The sequence below is a fragment of the Candidatus Symbiopectobacterium sp. NZEC135 genome (assembly GCF_025962695.1).
Genome location: NZ_JAGFPF010000008.1, coordinates 72,827 through 86,148 on the forward strand (window position 1 = coordinate 72,827; position 13,322 = coordinate 86,148).

Annotated in this window: 19 protein-coding genes; all 19 read right to left on the reverse strand. The window is 58.0% G+C overall.

Features of this window, described 5'->3' with window-relative positions; all coding sequences use genetic code 11:
- Positions 1-133 precede the first annotated feature (133 nt).
- Positions 134-619, reverse strand: a complete 486-nt coding sequence (locus J5224_RS06890; RefSeq protein ID WP_264624659.1) for a DUF6631 family protein — start codon at positions 617-619, stop codon at positions 134-136.
- Positions 620-1,369, reverse strand: a complete 750-nt coding sequence (locus J5224_RS06895; RefSeq protein WP_264624660.1) for a hypothetical protein — start codon at positions 1,367-1,369, stop codon at positions 620-622.
- A complete protein-coding gene (locus tag J5224_RS06900; protein WP_264624661.1) occupies positions 1,356-1,544 on the reverse strand; it encodes a hypothetical protein in 189 nt (62 codons plus the stop codon). Before J5224_RS06900 ends, J5224_RS06895 begins: the two co-directional genes overlap by 14 nt.
- Positions 1,532-1,978, reverse strand: a complete 447-nt coding sequence (locus J5224_RS06905; protein WP_264624662.1) for a hypothetical protein — start codon at positions 1,976-1,978, stop codon at positions 1,532-1,534. Before J5224_RS06905 ends, J5224_RS06900 begins: the two co-directional genes overlap by 13 nt.
- Positions 1,975-2,499, reverse strand: coding sequence for a gp436 family protein (locus J5224_RS06910; protein WP_264624663.1), 525 nt, complete (start codon positions 2,497-2,499; stop codon positions 1,975-1,977). The genes J5224_RS06905 and J5224_RS06910 overlap by 4 nt, the downstream gene beginning before the upstream one ends.
- A 4-nt stretch (positions 2,500-2,503) precedes the next feature.
- Positions 2,504-3,436: a major capsid protein gene (locus tag J5224_RS06915; protein ID WP_264624664.1), complete on the reverse strand. Its 933-nt coding sequence runs from the start codon at positions 3,434-3,436 to the stop codon at positions 2,504-2,506.
- Between the two features lie 67 nt (positions 3,437-3,503).
- Positions 3,504-3,710: a hypothetical protein gene (locus J5224_RS06920; protein ID WP_264624665.1), complete on the reverse strand. Its 207-nt coding sequence runs from the start codon at positions 3,708-3,710 to the stop codon at positions 3,504-3,506.
- Between the two features lie 76 nt (positions 3,711-3,786).
- Complete coding sequence (locus J5224_RS06925; RefSeq protein WP_264624666.1) at positions 3,787-4,161, reverse strand: capsid cement protein; 375 nt, start codon at positions 4,159-4,161, stop codon at positions 3,787-3,789.
- Positions 4,158-5,360, reverse strand: coding sequence for a hypothetical protein (locus tag J5224_RS06930; RefSeq protein WP_264624667.1), 1,203 nt, complete (start codon positions 5,358-5,360; stop codon positions 4,158-4,160). Before J5224_RS06930 ends, J5224_RS06925 begins: the two co-directional genes overlap by 4 nt.
- A 221-nt stretch (positions 5,361-5,581) precedes the next feature.
- Positions 5,582-6,157, reverse strand: a complete 576-nt coding sequence (locus J5224_RS06935; RefSeq protein WP_264624668.1) for a phage virion morphogenesis protein — start codon at positions 6,155-6,157, stop codon at positions 5,582-5,584.
- Between the two features lies 1 nt (position 6,158).
- Entirely contained in the window at positions 6,159-7,373 is a 1,215-nt protein-coding gene (locus tag J5224_RS06940) for a PBECR2 nuclease fold domain-containing protein (protein WP_264624669.1), read from the reverse strand.
- The gene (locus J5224_RS06945; RefSeq protein ID WP_264624670.1) at positions 7,363-8,850 is read right to left on the reverse strand and encodes a DUF935 domain-containing protein; all 1,488 of its coding nucleotides are present in this window, start codon (positions 8,848-8,850) and stop codon (positions 7,363-7,365) included. The genes J5224_RS06940 and J5224_RS06945 overlap by 11 nt, the downstream gene beginning before the upstream one ends.
- Positions 8,847-10,547 carry a hypothetical protein gene (locus tag J5224_RS06950; protein ID WP_264624671.1) on the reverse strand — a complete coding sequence of 567 codons (1,701 nt, stop codon included), beginning with the start codon at positions 10,545-10,547 and terminating at the stop codon, positions 8,847-8,849. The genes J5224_RS06945 and J5224_RS06950 overlap by 4 nt, the downstream gene beginning before the upstream one ends.
- Entirely contained in the window at positions 10,547-11,098 is a 552-nt protein-coding gene (locus J5224_RS06955) for a DUF3486 family protein (protein WP_264624672.1), read from the reverse strand. The genes J5224_RS06950 and J5224_RS06955 overlap by 1 nt, the downstream gene beginning before the upstream one ends.
- Before the next feature lies 1 nt (position 11,099).
- Positions 11,100-11,399: a hypothetical protein gene (locus tag J5224_RS06960; protein WP_040030835.1), complete on the reverse strand. Its 300-nt coding sequence runs from the start codon at positions 11,397-11,399 to the stop codon at positions 11,100-11,102.
- An 11-nt stretch (positions 11,400-11,410) separates the two neighbouring features.
- Positions 11,411-11,713 (reverse strand): DUF2730 family protein, encoded by a 303-nt coding sequence (locus J5224_RS06965; protein WP_040030836.1) that lies wholly within the window; start codon positions 11,711-11,713, stop codon positions 11,411-11,413.
- A gap of 104 nt (positions 11,714-11,817) precedes the next feature.
- Positions 11,818-12,261: a hypothetical protein gene (locus tag J5224_RS06970; protein ID WP_264624673.1), complete on the reverse strand. Its 444-nt coding sequence runs from the start codon at positions 12,259-12,261 to the stop codon at positions 11,818-11,820.
- Positions 12,254-12,877 carry a transglycosylase SLT domain-containing protein gene (locus J5224_RS06975; RefSeq protein ID WP_264624674.1) on the reverse strand — a complete coding sequence of 208 codons (624 nt, stop codon included), beginning with the start codon at positions 12,875-12,877 and terminating at the stop codon, positions 12,254-12,256. Before J5224_RS06975 ends, J5224_RS06970 begins: the two co-directional genes overlap by 8 nt.
- Complete coding sequence (locus tag J5224_RS06980) at positions 12,877-13,248, reverse strand: putative holin (RefSeq protein WP_264624675.1); 372 nt, start codon at positions 13,246-13,248, stop codon at positions 12,877-12,879. The genes J5224_RS06975 and J5224_RS06980 overlap by 1 nt, the downstream gene beginning before the upstream one ends.
- Positions 13,249-13,322: the final 74 nt, after the last annotated feature.

A 13,322-nucleotide genomic window follows, 5' to 3' on the forward strand; every position in this document is an offset into this window, starting at 1 on the left:
TGTAAAGACTATTTTGTGAGTGCGTTAATCCGGCTTTTTGCCGCATCTCCGCCCGCAAACCCCGCGTTAACATCCAGAATAAAACCGGCGCTGTCCTGGCCTTGCAGGCGCAGCGCTTCGCGGTAATACAGCGTTAACTGTCGGCTGGTGTAGTGGCGGAGGCGTTCGGCGTCGTGTCCTTCTCTGACGAGCGTGGCGAAGACGCGTCCAAATCCGACTGTTCGCTCTGCGCTGCCTGTGCGGCCAGAATGGTGAGGCGTCGGACGGCAGCGCTCGTAAAAAAATGCCGGTTAACCGTCCAGAACCAGTCCAGCAGCGTAGTCCCATCCTGCGCAGGCAAAGCAGCGACCCATTCAACCGGCTTATCAACGGATCGAGCGATCAGAACGGGGATGATGCTGGCATGCTGCGCCAGCAGTGCGGCAACCTCGTCATACGCCATTGCCCGTAATTTCATCACTTCAGCCAGCGCCGAGACCAGTTGAGTGATAGGCGCATGCAGCTCCAATGAATCCATCAGGCTGTATTCGCGTACCGTCACTGTTTCACCGGCGATGGTGAGCGTGCGTTCCGGGATAAGCGTTTCCAGATCGCTTTGGGTCTCTTTGGACGTGCTCATTTACGCTGACTCCGCGACGTGGATGATGCGACCAAAACGACCCAACAGCGGGTCATTGGGTCGCGCGGTATCAAACAACACGCCTGCCGTGGTCTCCAGTGCTGCCAGTGACGTATCGTTGTTAATCAGCGCCAGCGCTGCCACGGGATCGAACGCCAGCTTGTACAGTTCGACGATAACCGCCGCACCACCTTCAGCCAGATTGATGCCTTCATAGCGCAGGGCAAGATTCTCGGGCTGGACGCTGAACAGCGTGGTATTGATGCCGCCCTCATACTTGTAATTCACGGTCGTTGCACCCGCCTGTGCGGTCAGAAAGGTGACAGCGCCATATACCGCATCCACTTCATAGTCAGTTCCGGCCACTAATGTCCCGATCACCACATCACTGACATTCTGCTGGGCCAACGTCAGGCGATCACCGGCGGCGATATTGCTGCCGAGGGCTTCGCCGGTCACCGTGCCTGCCGGAATGACGGCCTGCTCGCCGTAAAGCACCTGAGCCAGGTTTTGCGGGCTGTAGTCATGCCACGTTGAGGTGACGGTGCCGTCCTTGCTGGTTGGGAAACGCCGTACCGTTGCACGCTGACCGCTGTAAGATTCGCGATGCGTCAGGTTCTCCACCGTCAGTGCCAGGGACAAAGCCGAGACATCACCAATCCAGCGCCATGCCTTCGGTTTGCCATTGGCATCGCGTTTTGCCAGGAAGACTTTTCCCTGGCCGTAAAAGTACGTTTCAGGCTGTGCCATGATCGTCATTCTCCTGCTTTACGTTTTTAACTGCCTGGGCCTTGTCGGCGGGCACAGAAATCAGGTGGTGGTCGCGCAGCCAGTCAGCCTCGCGGTCACTCACCTCGATGGTTTCACCTGCGGCAACACCTTTACCGTTGTGCGTGTGCGGCGCAGTGAGGGTTACTTTTGGCATCGCATGCCTCCGATGACTCGTTTGGTCTGAAAGATATCCATCCACACCAGCGTCCCGGCGTCATAGTCCAGTACGTCACCACGTAGCCACTGCACCGGCGTGGTGTGCATCTTCGACGGCAAAAAACCGATCAGTTGATCGCGAACCTGGCCAATCAACGGATGAGATTCATGCGCCAGGGCAATGGCACCGTCACCGCTGTAATTGCGCACAGCAATGGCCACGCCAAACACCATCGATGCCACCTGGGCACGGCCTGAGCCAGGCTCTCCCTGTTCCGGCCCCATCAGCACATAAGCTGAAGGGGTTGAGAAGCCCGTCAGGTCGGTGATTTTGCTGTACTCGACCACCGTACCGATGAGGGTGAACGGCTGCGGGTCGATCGTCTGGAGGCGGGCCACAATGAGGGAGATATCAAACGGTGCGCTGCTCATTTGCCGTAATCCCTCAGTGAATCCATGCTGAATGTGCGACCGGGGCCGGTTATCTGCGGCGAACCGCCCGCAGGTTTTTGCGTATCCCCCAGACCCAGGCTGAATTTCCCATCAGCGACTTCACGCAAAAACCTCAACGCATCGCGGTAATCGCGCACGATGGGGTCGGTTCGTTCATCGGAGATACGGTGTGCGTGCAGCTTGTAACGGACGATAGATCGCGCCCAGGACGTCAGGATGGGTTGAATGTTGGCTAACGGCAGTTTGTAGCCGCGCTGTTGCAGATAACCGTCAATCAGCGTCTGGGCCTCTGCAACAGCATCACCAATGCGGGTTGTGGCATCGAGTGCCACATTGACCTGGTCGGCGGGCCACTGGCTGGTTTCTTCGCCGCGCAGTACCGCATCAAGGATTTCCGGTCGTGCAACAGGCTTGCCTATCTGCTGCGCGACCTGAGACAGTTCGACCGTGCCCGGACGTTCGGCCAACTGCGTCAGCGAGATATACCAGTTCGTGGCCATCGTCTTACGCCGCTACCGCGTTCTGGAAGAAGTAGCCGACGTCTTTGGCCACCACCAACTCTTTCACGGACTCACCCACACGAACGCGCTGACCACCGCGCAGCCCCATATCCGGGTCAGGGATAGAGCCGGAAACACGATTGCCGAACTGGGCTGTCATGCCCCAGGTGATCCCGCCACGGGTTGTGGCCAGCTTGTTGCGGTAGATAAAGGCGGCATGGCTACCCCAGGCACGCACCAGTTGTGCCGGCTTACCGGGCTTTGCAACATTGACCCAGCCTGAACCAACCAGAATATCTTCCAGCTCCAGCAGGTCTTTAAGGAACGCCAGTGGCACCATGCCATCCGACCCGGTACTGCCGTTGTAGGCACGCACCACGGACGGGTGACGGCGCAGCGCAGTCGCGGTAGCGCGGCCCCAGATTGCAATGTTCGGGCGCATGATGAGAGAGTCGAGCGCATCGGTAATGGCATTAATGGGCGTGCTGTCGGCATGACTCCACTGGTCATTACCAGCCAGGATGACGCGGTTGTCCGCGTTGTAGTTGGCAGCACCAAACACCAGATTGGCAGCGCGGACTTCGCGATCAAGCAGAATGAGGTCGGTGGTCGCCTCAGTCGCATGCCCCAGTGGATCGTAGTTTTTCGGGGCGTTATTGATATCGTCCTGCGGCACCGGGGAATCCAGCCCGTAGTCGTTGGTTGAGTCGGTTTCTTCGCTGGCCGGAAATTCTACCTGGTTCGGCTGCGATTTGCGTCCCACCAGAGTACTCGGCACCGTGAAACGTTCAGCGATGTCATATTTCCACCACTTGAACGCGCTGAGGCCCACCGGCACACGCGGCAGCACATCATCAGCAATCAGCGACATATTGCGGTACGCGATCGTGATGGCGGTCAACGCGGGGTCGACGGGAAAGGGAAAGTTACCAGCCATTGTGATGTTCTCCAGTAATAAAGAATAAGCAGTGCTCTGCCCGGAGGCTTACAAGCATCCCGCCGGATTAAATGGGATCGTCCAGTTGCAGAACGCCGGATTTTTCAGAATCGGAATAAGCCAGCAGCCCGGAATACTCCGGCATCTGCGTACCGTCATCCGCCTCAAACGCCGGGATAGTGCCGTGCGCTATCGTGTATGCGGGTTGCCCTTCTTTTGCCGCGAACTCGGCCAGTGACTTAATCTGTGCGGCGGTCAATATCAGCTTGCTCATGGCGTTCTCCAGCCTGGGTAATCAACGTGCCGGAGCTCATCCCGGCTATGGAGCGGTTTATACTGTCGCAAGCGTATTAACCGCCTGCCGCTGCGGGGAGTTGCCCTGGCGCAATCCACACCGAGCCAATTTCTTCCGCTGCGCCTGCCACTTCGGCATAGCCGATAAAGAAGTCGCCCGCCTCGGCAGGAACGGCGGCACCGGTGGCATCCGATGTCAGCGGATCGCCTGCGGCCACGGCACCACCGTAGACAACCAGAGCCAGACCCGAGCGGATCACATCCACATGATCGCCTTCACTGGCGCCCACATCGGTCGTCACCCCAATCAGTAACGCAGAGCCATCTACGGCCTGTGCAGCCAGCCCCTCGCTGGCACCGTGTACCACCAGGCGGCGCTTGACGAATGCCCCGGAAGCACGAAACGCGGTGATCAGTCCTGGAATATTCACTTGGCACCCCCTTGAACGTGGCGAACGGCATCGGTCGCGGAGACATTGCGCCCCAGTTTTTTCTGCTCAGCCTGGTAAACCTGGGCTGCTGATGCCACCGCTTCGGCATCGGCAAAATCCACAGGGGCACTGCCTGTGCCGGGTGACTTCTCGGCAAAGTCCAGCACCGTGGGCTTTTCTTCCAGCAGCTTGCGCAGCAGGGTTTCCGGCTTCTCGCTGATCGTGGCGGTGCCATCGGCAAACGAGATCGGTTCGTGGTCAAGGCCGACCAGCACCTCAACCAGCGTGGATTTGTGGCGCGGCAGGATCTTGCCGTTTTTCACCAGGCCATCCGCAAACGAGGTGATGTCGTCGCGGCGCTGTTTCTCTTCTTTTTCTTTATTGGCCTGTTCCTGGGCTTTGATTTTGTCCTCGCGCTCCTTGAGTGCCAGCTCACGCTTGGCAAGTTCATCCTCCCTGCCAGTAGGGGGTTTTGTGCCCGGGTTCTTTTCCTTAGCCGCCAGGGCGGCTTCGCGATCGGCCAGCGCCTGTTCACGCGCGGCCAACGCCTTTTCTTTTTCATCCACGATGTGCTCCTCGGCATATGCCAGTGGGGGAATAACAGAGTTGTCCGACCGGGTGGCCATCTCTTCTATGGATTTGATGCGCCACTGCGGCAGGATTTGTTCGGCACGCTCGGTGCCTTCTTTTTCGATGAGGTAATCGCGCAATCCCCGCAGCACGTCGGCAAGGTTCTCTGCCTCCCACTCGGTGGCGAACTCCAGAGGCGCGTTCTCGGCTCCGGTTTCGGCAAATTGCACATCCGGTAAACCTTTTATCGCCGGTGCCACCGCACCGAGAAAACCGACGTGCCGTGCGTAGTAATGACCAGGCTTGGGATTACCGGGCGAGTCAGGCAGATAAATGGATAACGAGCGTTTTTTATAAAGCCCGTCATTGAAGGCTTCCGCAAAGGCAGGGACGACCTGCTTGGGCTCGGCATAGACCAGTCCATCGCGCACCTCAAAGCGGGCTGCCCAGCCATAAGCGGGAGCCGTCAGGCTGGGATGACCAACAACAAATGGCGCTTCGGCCAGCGTCGGGTCATAGCTGGTTGCCAGGTCAATGCAGTCGTCCAGGGTGAATGTGACGTTGCGCCCGTCCATCGCGGTATGCGTGCCGGGGCGAAATACAGGCAAGGTGGCAGTGGATTGAGGCATTTCATCGTCGTCCGCAATTCAATAATGCAACGATGATGGCGCACAGGGGCTTGGGGGTAATCTGCCCCCGGACAGATAATTTCCGGGGGCTTGCAGCGAAAGCAGTGAAGGAGACGCAAGGGATACGCCCGAGAGCGTTATTAAAAGCTATTATAATAAGCCCGGAACGTATTCCCGCGACCATTGCGCCTCAAACTGCGCACAATGGCATACAGAGCGATTTATCCCCCTGTTTTCCTCTGGAACGATTGGCGGGCGATTTCCAGCAATCTTTCGGTGTCTGTGGCTGAAATCCCCAGCCAGGGACGCGCCGGGATCGTGATGCTGTAATTGGGCAGTGTATGCCACTGGCTGAAGTTCGACTTTTTCTTACTGACAAACTGATTGCCCACCTCTGTTTTCCCGTCGCTGTTGCGTTTGGTGCGGTAGTACGCCTGCTGAGGTCGCGACTTAATCTGTATCGTCCCGCCAAACTGGTGGATGGCACCATAATCTCGATCGGTGCCGAACAGCAGCTCATTGGCGTTCACCTGCCAGCGCAGCGTATTACGCAGATGGCCGTCGCGGGTCAGAATTTTATCAGCGTTCTTGCGCTTGCGCTTCTGATAGCGGGCTGAAAGCGACTGCCACGGTGTGCCATCAGGCGATTTTTGTTCCGTAAAGCGCTGCTGGTGAAACTCCAGCAGCTTCTCCCCCATGCCTTGCAGCATAGCCTGGGGAAATTTCACGGTCTCTTCGATAGCGAGAAGCACCTGAAGCGCATCACGATAATCCAGAGCAAGGGTTGCGCCAGCCATATCAATTCTCCCGGCGATACATCAGTACACCACTGCGCAGGGACTGCAACAGGGTTTCATCGGCTGCAATGCTTCCGGCCCAGCCATCTGCGCCGGTTTCAAACACCACCGATAACACGTCAGTCCCCGGCGACTGGAAGCGGGCCAGATAGCGATGGTGGACAACGGACTGCTGTTGCTCGGGAGAAAACACCACCTGCGCCCAGATCTCATCCGGGAATCGAATCCCCTGAGCCAGCAACAGTAACTGGTCTGACGCGGCAATTTGTCCTATCCCCGAGGGCGCATCGAACATCTCAGCGCCAATAGCAAGGCGCTGGCCCGCTGCATCAAGGAACACCGCTGGTTGCGAAAGCGATGCCTGGAACGCGGACAGAAACGCCTCAATAGCGTTATCGCTGGCCGATGGTTGCGGTGCGGGTTGAGGTGACGGCAAAGGAGGAATATTCGTTGCCGGTGTCGAGAGACCGTCCGGCGCGATATCAGCAGCCAGCGGATCATCGCCACGCGGAGGCGGCACTTGGCTGAACACGCGCGTGCGCCCTGGCGTATGCTCAAAGCCCGGATCGATGCCTTGCGGCACAAACACGGTACGTGGTCCGCCTGGACTACGCTGTCCGATAACCCGCTCAACAAAGGTAATGGGTGGCGCGGTGTCCGGGCCGGTTTTCCCCATCCGCTTCAGGTCGTCTTCTGTTCGTGCAATGACGCTGCATTGGCATCCCCAGGCATTGATGGGGAAATGATAAAGCCACCACGGGTCATCCCAGCGCAGCACCATACCGTTCCATGCCAGATGCTCTTCGCGCGGCTCTTCAACCACATCGCTGTGAACGTATTCCCAGTAGGGATGCGTTTCACGCATGGCCATCAGTTGCTGAAAGCGACCTGCCATATAGGACGAACGCAGGTTGGTTTCGTAGATGATGCGGGAGCGCCACTCGAAACCGCCGTTATAGCTCCAGCCATAGCGCTGGACGATCGCCGCGAACTCCTTGCGAAACTGCTCCAGCGTGCCGCCGGTGTTCGCCTTTTCTACCGCTGTGCGTAGATCGGCCAGCAGGTCATCACGATTGGCACCGGCGACCATAAACTCAGTGTCATGACTGGCACCGTAGACATCCGTCCAGGCATCAGTCTTGATGTTGAGCTTGCGCTCGAAAAAGGCAATCTGCTCACGGAACGGGAGCGAACCATAACTGACGTTACCGGCCATTCATTTCCTCCAGCAAGTCATTGCGACCTGCCAGTGCAGCGGCTTTCATCGCCAGTGCAAGGGTTTCGGCGTAGTCGTCGAGGTTCATTTCGGGCAGCAGACCGGTAAGCTCGTCGCGCAGCTGCTCCGGCGTTTCTGCCTTGTCGACAATCGTCTGTATCTGCTCAATCCACTTATCCGTGACAGGCTGTAGCTCTTTGTTCAACCGGCGGGCCATCAAGGTGGTGGCGTCGGGTTCGTCATGTTCGGCAAAGCTGACTGTCGGTGACGTTACTGCGGGTACAGACTGGGGTTTCTCTTCCCAATTACCACCATAGGTGTCCGTCACGTTGGCCAGCGTCGGCCTGAATCCGGTCGCATCGACAATATTCTTGTCACGCTCAGAGCGTGATTTGAGGTCTTCCGGCTCATCAAAGATGCGGGAAACCAGTGGGACAGCAGCACCAGGGAAGTTCAGCTCCGTCCACCATCTGCCAGGGCCACGGTTCCAGGACTCGCAAATCAGATCGGCGTCCGATTTGGCAATGGAGTTCAAAATATCCGATTGCAGTGATTCATCACCGCCGATGCCCTTGGCAGTACCGCCGGAACTGGAAATCTGCCCGACCACAACACGCCGGATGGCTTCATTCATCGCGTTATACAATGACTGGTAATCTGCTGCCCCGGAACGGCCAGCGGCCAGTAATTCGACCAGCATTTTTTCCGGCATAACGACACCGGTGTCGGTGGCCAATGCTCGCGTCAATGCCAGCAAGTCTCGCTTCTGAGCATCTGTAGCCCCTTCAGGATATTTTCCTACCACCGTTGGCATTCCAAACTTATCCAGAAATGTCAGCCAAAATTTAACGCCATTGCGTTTGAAGAATACCGGCCAGTACAACCAGTGGGCCAGCCCCAGACCATAGGGTTCATCGTCATGATCGGCACCGATAGAGTAATGCCAGAAGTAAGGCGGCGGACACTCGATACCTTCAGCCATATTGCGCGGGGTCAGTAAGCGCAACTCACCTTTTGGGGTATAGCGAAAACGCCTGCGATCGCGCACTTTGACGTCCTCTATCCACAGCAGGTTATCTTTGACGCCGTAAATCAGTTCAGAAACCGCATACCCGTAGAAAACGCCGTAATGCATCAGGCGCGTCACCCGATCAAACCCGATTGCCTCAATCTGCTGGCGCATGGCATCCGCGGCTTCGATATCAATCGGCTGTTCACCCCCAGCATCCACCTGCACCTCACGTGAGATCACTGCATCCTGCCGTTGTGTCAGTGCGGATTTCACTTCATCGTCGGTCAATACCTCACGGTAGATCTGCAAATCCTGAGAGCCGCGATGGCGCAGAACGCTGTCATCCGAAAGCGCCAGCGCTCCGAGCCACGGGCGGGTGATATCATTGCCGTCGCCGGTTGAGGCAATCTCCTGACCCAGTTTTGGCCGCTTGACCCTATCCTTAACGCGTTGCCACAGGCTCATATAAATCCTCCAAAATCATTCATGCCGCGCACCGTGCCAAAGCCGGTATCCGTTAGCTCACCGCCCTGCGGGCTGGCTCCATATCCATTGATATGCTGGTAAATACTTCGCGCCCCCGCTGACTGAAACTCGATCTGCGAGGACAGATTGAGCGCGGCATAGTTTGCCAGGCACCCGGCGATGGCCACGTCACCGTGGCGCACCAGTTCGGGGTCTTTGAGGTCTTTACGCTCCAGACGGGCCACCATCGGCACGCCATCAATGTTCTCTACCGTGCGCAAGTCCTGCGCCACGTTTTCATCGCGCGGCAACAGGATCATTGAATCCTCAAACAGCCCCGTGAACTTGGGCATCCACAGACCGTACCACTGGCGATTCAGGGTGATTTCAGCGATACGCGGGCGACCGTAGCGGTCGGCGGCATACTCGGCCAGCACCATGCCGGGGCCAGTGGCATCAATCGCGCCGCCCGACTGGCGGGGAAGATGGTCGATAAACCAGAATAAAATCTGCTGTTGCAGCGCTGACGGCACGTTGTTCAGTTCCAGCAGGAACGGCACATCGCGCAGCAGGTTAGGCTGGATGGCCATTGGCATTAACGCCGAGAAGTGACGGTGGCGGGCAAAGTCCATGCCGAACACATGGCGGCATTCCGGGTTCAGCGTTTCCGCCATTACCGGGCGCAGATAGCGGTCTATCCATTCATCACCCCAGCTTTGCCGCTCCAGCTCGCCCATGTTGATAAAGTCATCATCCAGCACCAGGCGAACCACCGGGCGTTCTTCCGGCATCGCGCGTTCAATCCACACGCCGGGGATACACACCCCGTTGCCGTCGCGCGGAATGGCATCCAGCTCTTCACGCATCGCCGCCTTGCGCGGGCCGTAGCCATTGCGGATGCCTTCATACCAGGCTTTTTTCCCCTCTACGGTGGCCTCTTTGCCGCCCATAGCGCACACCCGCTCATACAGGCCGTTAGCCACCGCATCATCGAACGTCACCGTAAACACCGCGGCATTCGCGCCATAGCGGCCTTCCTCTATGTCGTTGCAGAACTGGTTAAAGGGGTTGTTTTTACCGTTGTGAGAACTGATAACGACAATGCGCCCCCCCCAGATAAGCAAGGCGGTTGCCGCATCCAGCACGCCCTGCACATCTGGGTGGAAGGCGGCTTCATCAATGATAACCACACCTTGCAGACCACGGATGTTAGCCGGACGGGAAGAGAGCGCTGCCACCTGCATGCCACTGGCGAACCGCACGCGGTAGGCGGTGATTTGTCGGGTATTACCCTCGTTGTCCTGGTCTTCGAACAGGAACTCTTCGATACTGGACACCGCTGTGGCCTGCTGCTGGGCGATAACGCGGGCGAACTTGGCCACATAGCCGATAAACTCCAGTCCTTTCTCTTTGGTGTCACCGATGTAGTAAACGTTGCTGCCGCCCGCTGACTTGCGGGCACCGGCGATCAGCGTGGAGTTAAGCCCCCAGGCATAGGTAATGCCGGTTCGGCGTCCCTTGGGGATGGCGAGAATAGCCACATCCAGCTTCAGGCACTCGACTTGGTGCGCCATCAGCACACCGTCGGCCAGCGGGTTGAAGTCGGAAGGAATATCCCTGGCACGCGGGGGCAGTTCGTCCCACTCGACGACACGCACGGTTGAGGCAAGGGGTTTCATACCCTGCGGCTGGCTCATCACTTGATCCCCAGCACTTTCTCGCGCCAGAACTGCACCTGGTCTTCACTCATACCCTGGGCACTGGCGATTTGATCGAGGTTTTCCTGTTGCTCTTGCAACAGGCGTTCACGGGCCGTGCGTTCGATTTCCTTACGCTCATCCAGTGAAGCTTTGCGGGCCTGTAGCACATCTTTTGCCGCACGGGCCAGATGGCGAACGGTATCGATATCGGGCGTTTCCTCTAACTGGGCGGCGAAGGTGGCATGCGTTGTCAGCGTGGTGACAGCCTGCACCATCAATGCACCGGCTTTCTCGTCGGGGTTCTCGCCCAGCTCACTCACCAGCAACCTCGCCATCTGGTCTTGCTCGCGCATACGGCCGACCACCTGCTCAAACGACTGCTTGTAGCGGCCCAACGCACTGCGTGAGGGGGTATCTTCAGCATCAGGGAAGTGCTCGCGGATATCGGCAATCAGTTCATCAAGCGTTAACGCATCTTCACGCAACCGGCGCTCGATGTGAGAGCGAACATCAGGCGGCAGCTTATGGATAGTGGATTTGCGGCCCATCTCAGCCCCCTGCGCCAGGGCGTTTCACACCGGGGATAATCGCACGACCGGCCGCTGCGTCTGCACCGCGCTCGGTCAGCCTGGCAACCAGTACGGTCTCAATATCGTCGACAGTGACCAGCCCTTGCTCTTCGAGCCAGCGCAGCTCAGATTTAACCTGGTCACGGCTGGGTGCATGGCCATAGCGTGTTAACGCGGAATAGACCACCGAGCTGTTGCTGCTGTAGCTCGGCATTTCAGCGAGAAAGCGCAGGATAACCAGTCGCTGGTCTTCGCGTAAGAAAGTGGCAAAATCGCTCACAGAGTCCCCCTTTATTTGGTCTTTAGCAGGTATTCGTTAATGGTCTCAGTACGACGAGAGATTGCCGTAATTTGATCGCCCATCCCTTTTAACCCGGCCTCGGTGCGACTCAGATTGCTGATGAGTTCGGTGATCTGCGCCTGCGTTGGCACCTGTTTCACCTGCGCTTCCAGCGTGGTGATACGGGTGCGCAACTCCAGCAACTCCTGCTGACTGGCCGACTGACGGCCAATCAGCCAGGTGTAGATCCCCACCACACCCATCACGACCCATTGCAGAAACTGCCAGTTAAAACTCAGTTCATTTATCCCCACAGTCGCCTCCCTGGGCACATCGGATAACGTCGATCAATTGACCGGCACAGAGCCCGTACTGGTCATATAACTGCTTTTGCGCGATGGCCAGGTCATCCATGCTGTTACTGGCTGCTGCCACCGGACGCTCGCACGGCACCGCCAGACGCGCCGGTAAGACCGGTGGTGGCTGCACTTGCTGCACGCTCACGGGCGGCGGCAATCTGTTGCATGACGTCAGCATCAAACACGCAAAGAATACGAGTGGTGGCGGTTTTTTTAAGTGCAGCACGGATGGCCTCCGTTGATTGTTCGTCCGCCGCCTGGCGGGCATTGACCTGTTCTGACAAACGTTCGCTGGCGAGATTGGCGTTGGCGGTGAGTTTGCGGGCAGCGGCAATAAAACCATTCAGAGCGCCTGCGGCCTGCTGGGTTTCGGCACGGGATTGCGTCAGTTGGGTATCTGCGACACCCTGCTCATAGCCTGAACTGTGGATCATCCACACAGTCAAGACAATCAACCCCGCCCATACCAGATACCGGGCAAAAACCTTGATAGCTTCAGCCATCGCACACCCCCGAACCCCAGCCCGCACCGGCATAAAGCGGTTGCCAGCGGTGAATAATGCGGTCGGGATAGCCGCGATTCTCGCGGAAGTTGGCGGGCGTTCGGCCCGCGTTGACGGTCTCTGTCTGTCCCCAGTAGCGCGAACTGTCCAGACCGCGCTGCGCTGCCAGTTTTCGGTCTCGCTGCACCCAGCCCAGCCCGCCGTTATAGGCCGACAGCGTAAAGGCCATCCGGTCACAGTCACTGGCCGTTGCCGGGATGCGCTGCCAGTTCCAGCGGTTGTACTGCACCAGCGCACGCAGGGCCCATGATGGGTTATACGGCTGATCGGCTCCCAGTTCAGCGGGGTAGATACCGGCAATCCATGAGGATGTTGCGGGCATAAACTGCGCCAGCCCCTGGGCACCTACGGGCGATCGGGCCGTGGTTTTCCACTGCGATTCCTGGTGGATTTGACCGGCGAACGTGGCCACCGGCGCATCGATACCCCAGATGGCGCGACTGTTGCGGGTCAGCTCGTTTTGATAGCGACGGGCTTCCGTTGGCACATCGGCAACGGCTGGCCCCCAATGGCAGGCGCTTAACAGCAGAGACAGCAGGATTAGCGCTCGCATCATCACAGCCCCAGCGTCACGCCCAGCACCACCGCCAGCACAATCACCGCCCGTCGCAGCAGAACGGCAGCAAAGACCAGCTCATAACCGGTGGCGATGGGGTACTCTGGCTCGTTTCGTCCCCCTACGCCAGGCAGGGGCTTACCGATGGTTTTTTTCCAGTCGTCAATCAGGTAACTGCCGGGGCTGGCATAGGGAAACAAAGCCCGATCGAGGTGATAGCCCAACACGACAGCGATGGAGACCAGCGACAGCTTGTAGATGGTGACGCTCAGTTGTGCCGGTGACACGAACGCAATGACAACCAGCAGCAATACCGCAAGGATGACCCAGTAACGCAACCGCTGGGGAAAGACTTTATGAATGAGTGGCATGATGGATTCCCTGGTGTTGAAAGAAAAAAACAACGAACAGGGACATTGTGGGCGTGGGCTGGCGGGATGTAATT

Bases quoted from the DNA above. Each gene is read 5' to 3' on its own strand.
- J5224_RS06890 (WP_264624659.1), bottom strand. From the start codon at position 619: ATGAGCACGTCCAAAGAGACCCAAAGCGATCTGGAAACGCTTATCCCG.
- J5224_RS06895 (WP_264624660.1), bottom strand. From the start codon at position 1,369: ATGGCACAGCCTGAAACGTACTTTTACGGCCAGGGAAAAGTCTTCCTG.
- J5224_RS06900 (WP_264624661.1), bottom strand. From the start codon at position 1,544: ATGCCAAAAGTAACCCTCACTGCGCCGCACACGCACAACGGTAAAGGT.
- J5224_RS06905 (WP_264624662.1), bottom strand. From the start codon at position 1,978: ATGAGCAGCGCACCGTTTGATATCTCCCTCATTGTGGCCCGCCTCCAG.
- J5224_RS06910 (WP_264624663.1), bottom strand. From the start codon at position 2,499: ATGGCCACGAACTGGTATATCTCGCTGACGCAGTTGGCCGAACGTCCG.
- J5224_RS06915 (WP_264624664.1), bottom strand. From the start codon at position 3,436: ATGGCTGGTAACTTTCCCTTTCCCGTCGACCCCGCGTTGACCGCCATC.
- J5224_RS06920 (WP_264624665.1), bottom strand. From the start codon at position 3,710: ATGAGCAAGCTGATATTGACCGCCGCACAGATTAAGTCACTGGCCGAG.
- J5224_RS06930 (WP_264624667.1), bottom strand. From the start codon at position 5,360: ATGCCTCAATCCACTGCCACCTTGCCTGTATTTCGCCCCGGCACGCAT.
- J5224_RS06935 (WP_264624668.1), bottom strand. From the start codon at position 6,157: ATGGCTGGCGCAACCCTTGCTCTGGATTATCGTGATGCGCTTCAGGTG.
- J5224_RS06940 (WP_264624669.1), bottom strand. From the start codon at position 7,373: ATGGCCGGTAACGTCAGTTATGGTTCGCTCCCGTTCCGTGAGCAGATT.
- J5224_RS06945 (WP_264624670.1), bottom strand. From the start codon at position 8,850: ATGAGCCTGTGGCAACGCGTTAAGGATAGGGTCAAGCGGCCAAAACTG.
- J5224_RS06950 (WP_264624671.1), bottom strand. From the start codon at position 10,547: ATGAGCCAGCCGCAGGGTATGAAACCCCTTGCCTCAACCGTGCGTGTC.
- J5224_RS06955 (WP_264624672.1), bottom strand. From the start codon at position 11,098: ATGGGCCGCAAATCCACTATCCATAAGCTGCCGCCTGATGTTCGCTCT.
- J5224_RS06970 (WP_264624673.1), bottom strand. From the start codon at position 12,261: ATGGCTGAAGCTATCAAGGTTTTTGCCCGGTATCTGGTATGGGCGGGG.
- J5224_RS06975 (WP_264624674.1), bottom strand. From the start codon at position 12,877: ATGATGCGAGCGCTAATCCTGCTGTCTCTGCTGTTAAGCGCCTGCCAT.
- J5224_RS06980 (WP_264624675.1), bottom strand. From the start codon at position 13,248: ATGCCACTCATTCATAAAGTCTTTCCCCAGCGGTTGCGTTACTGGGTC.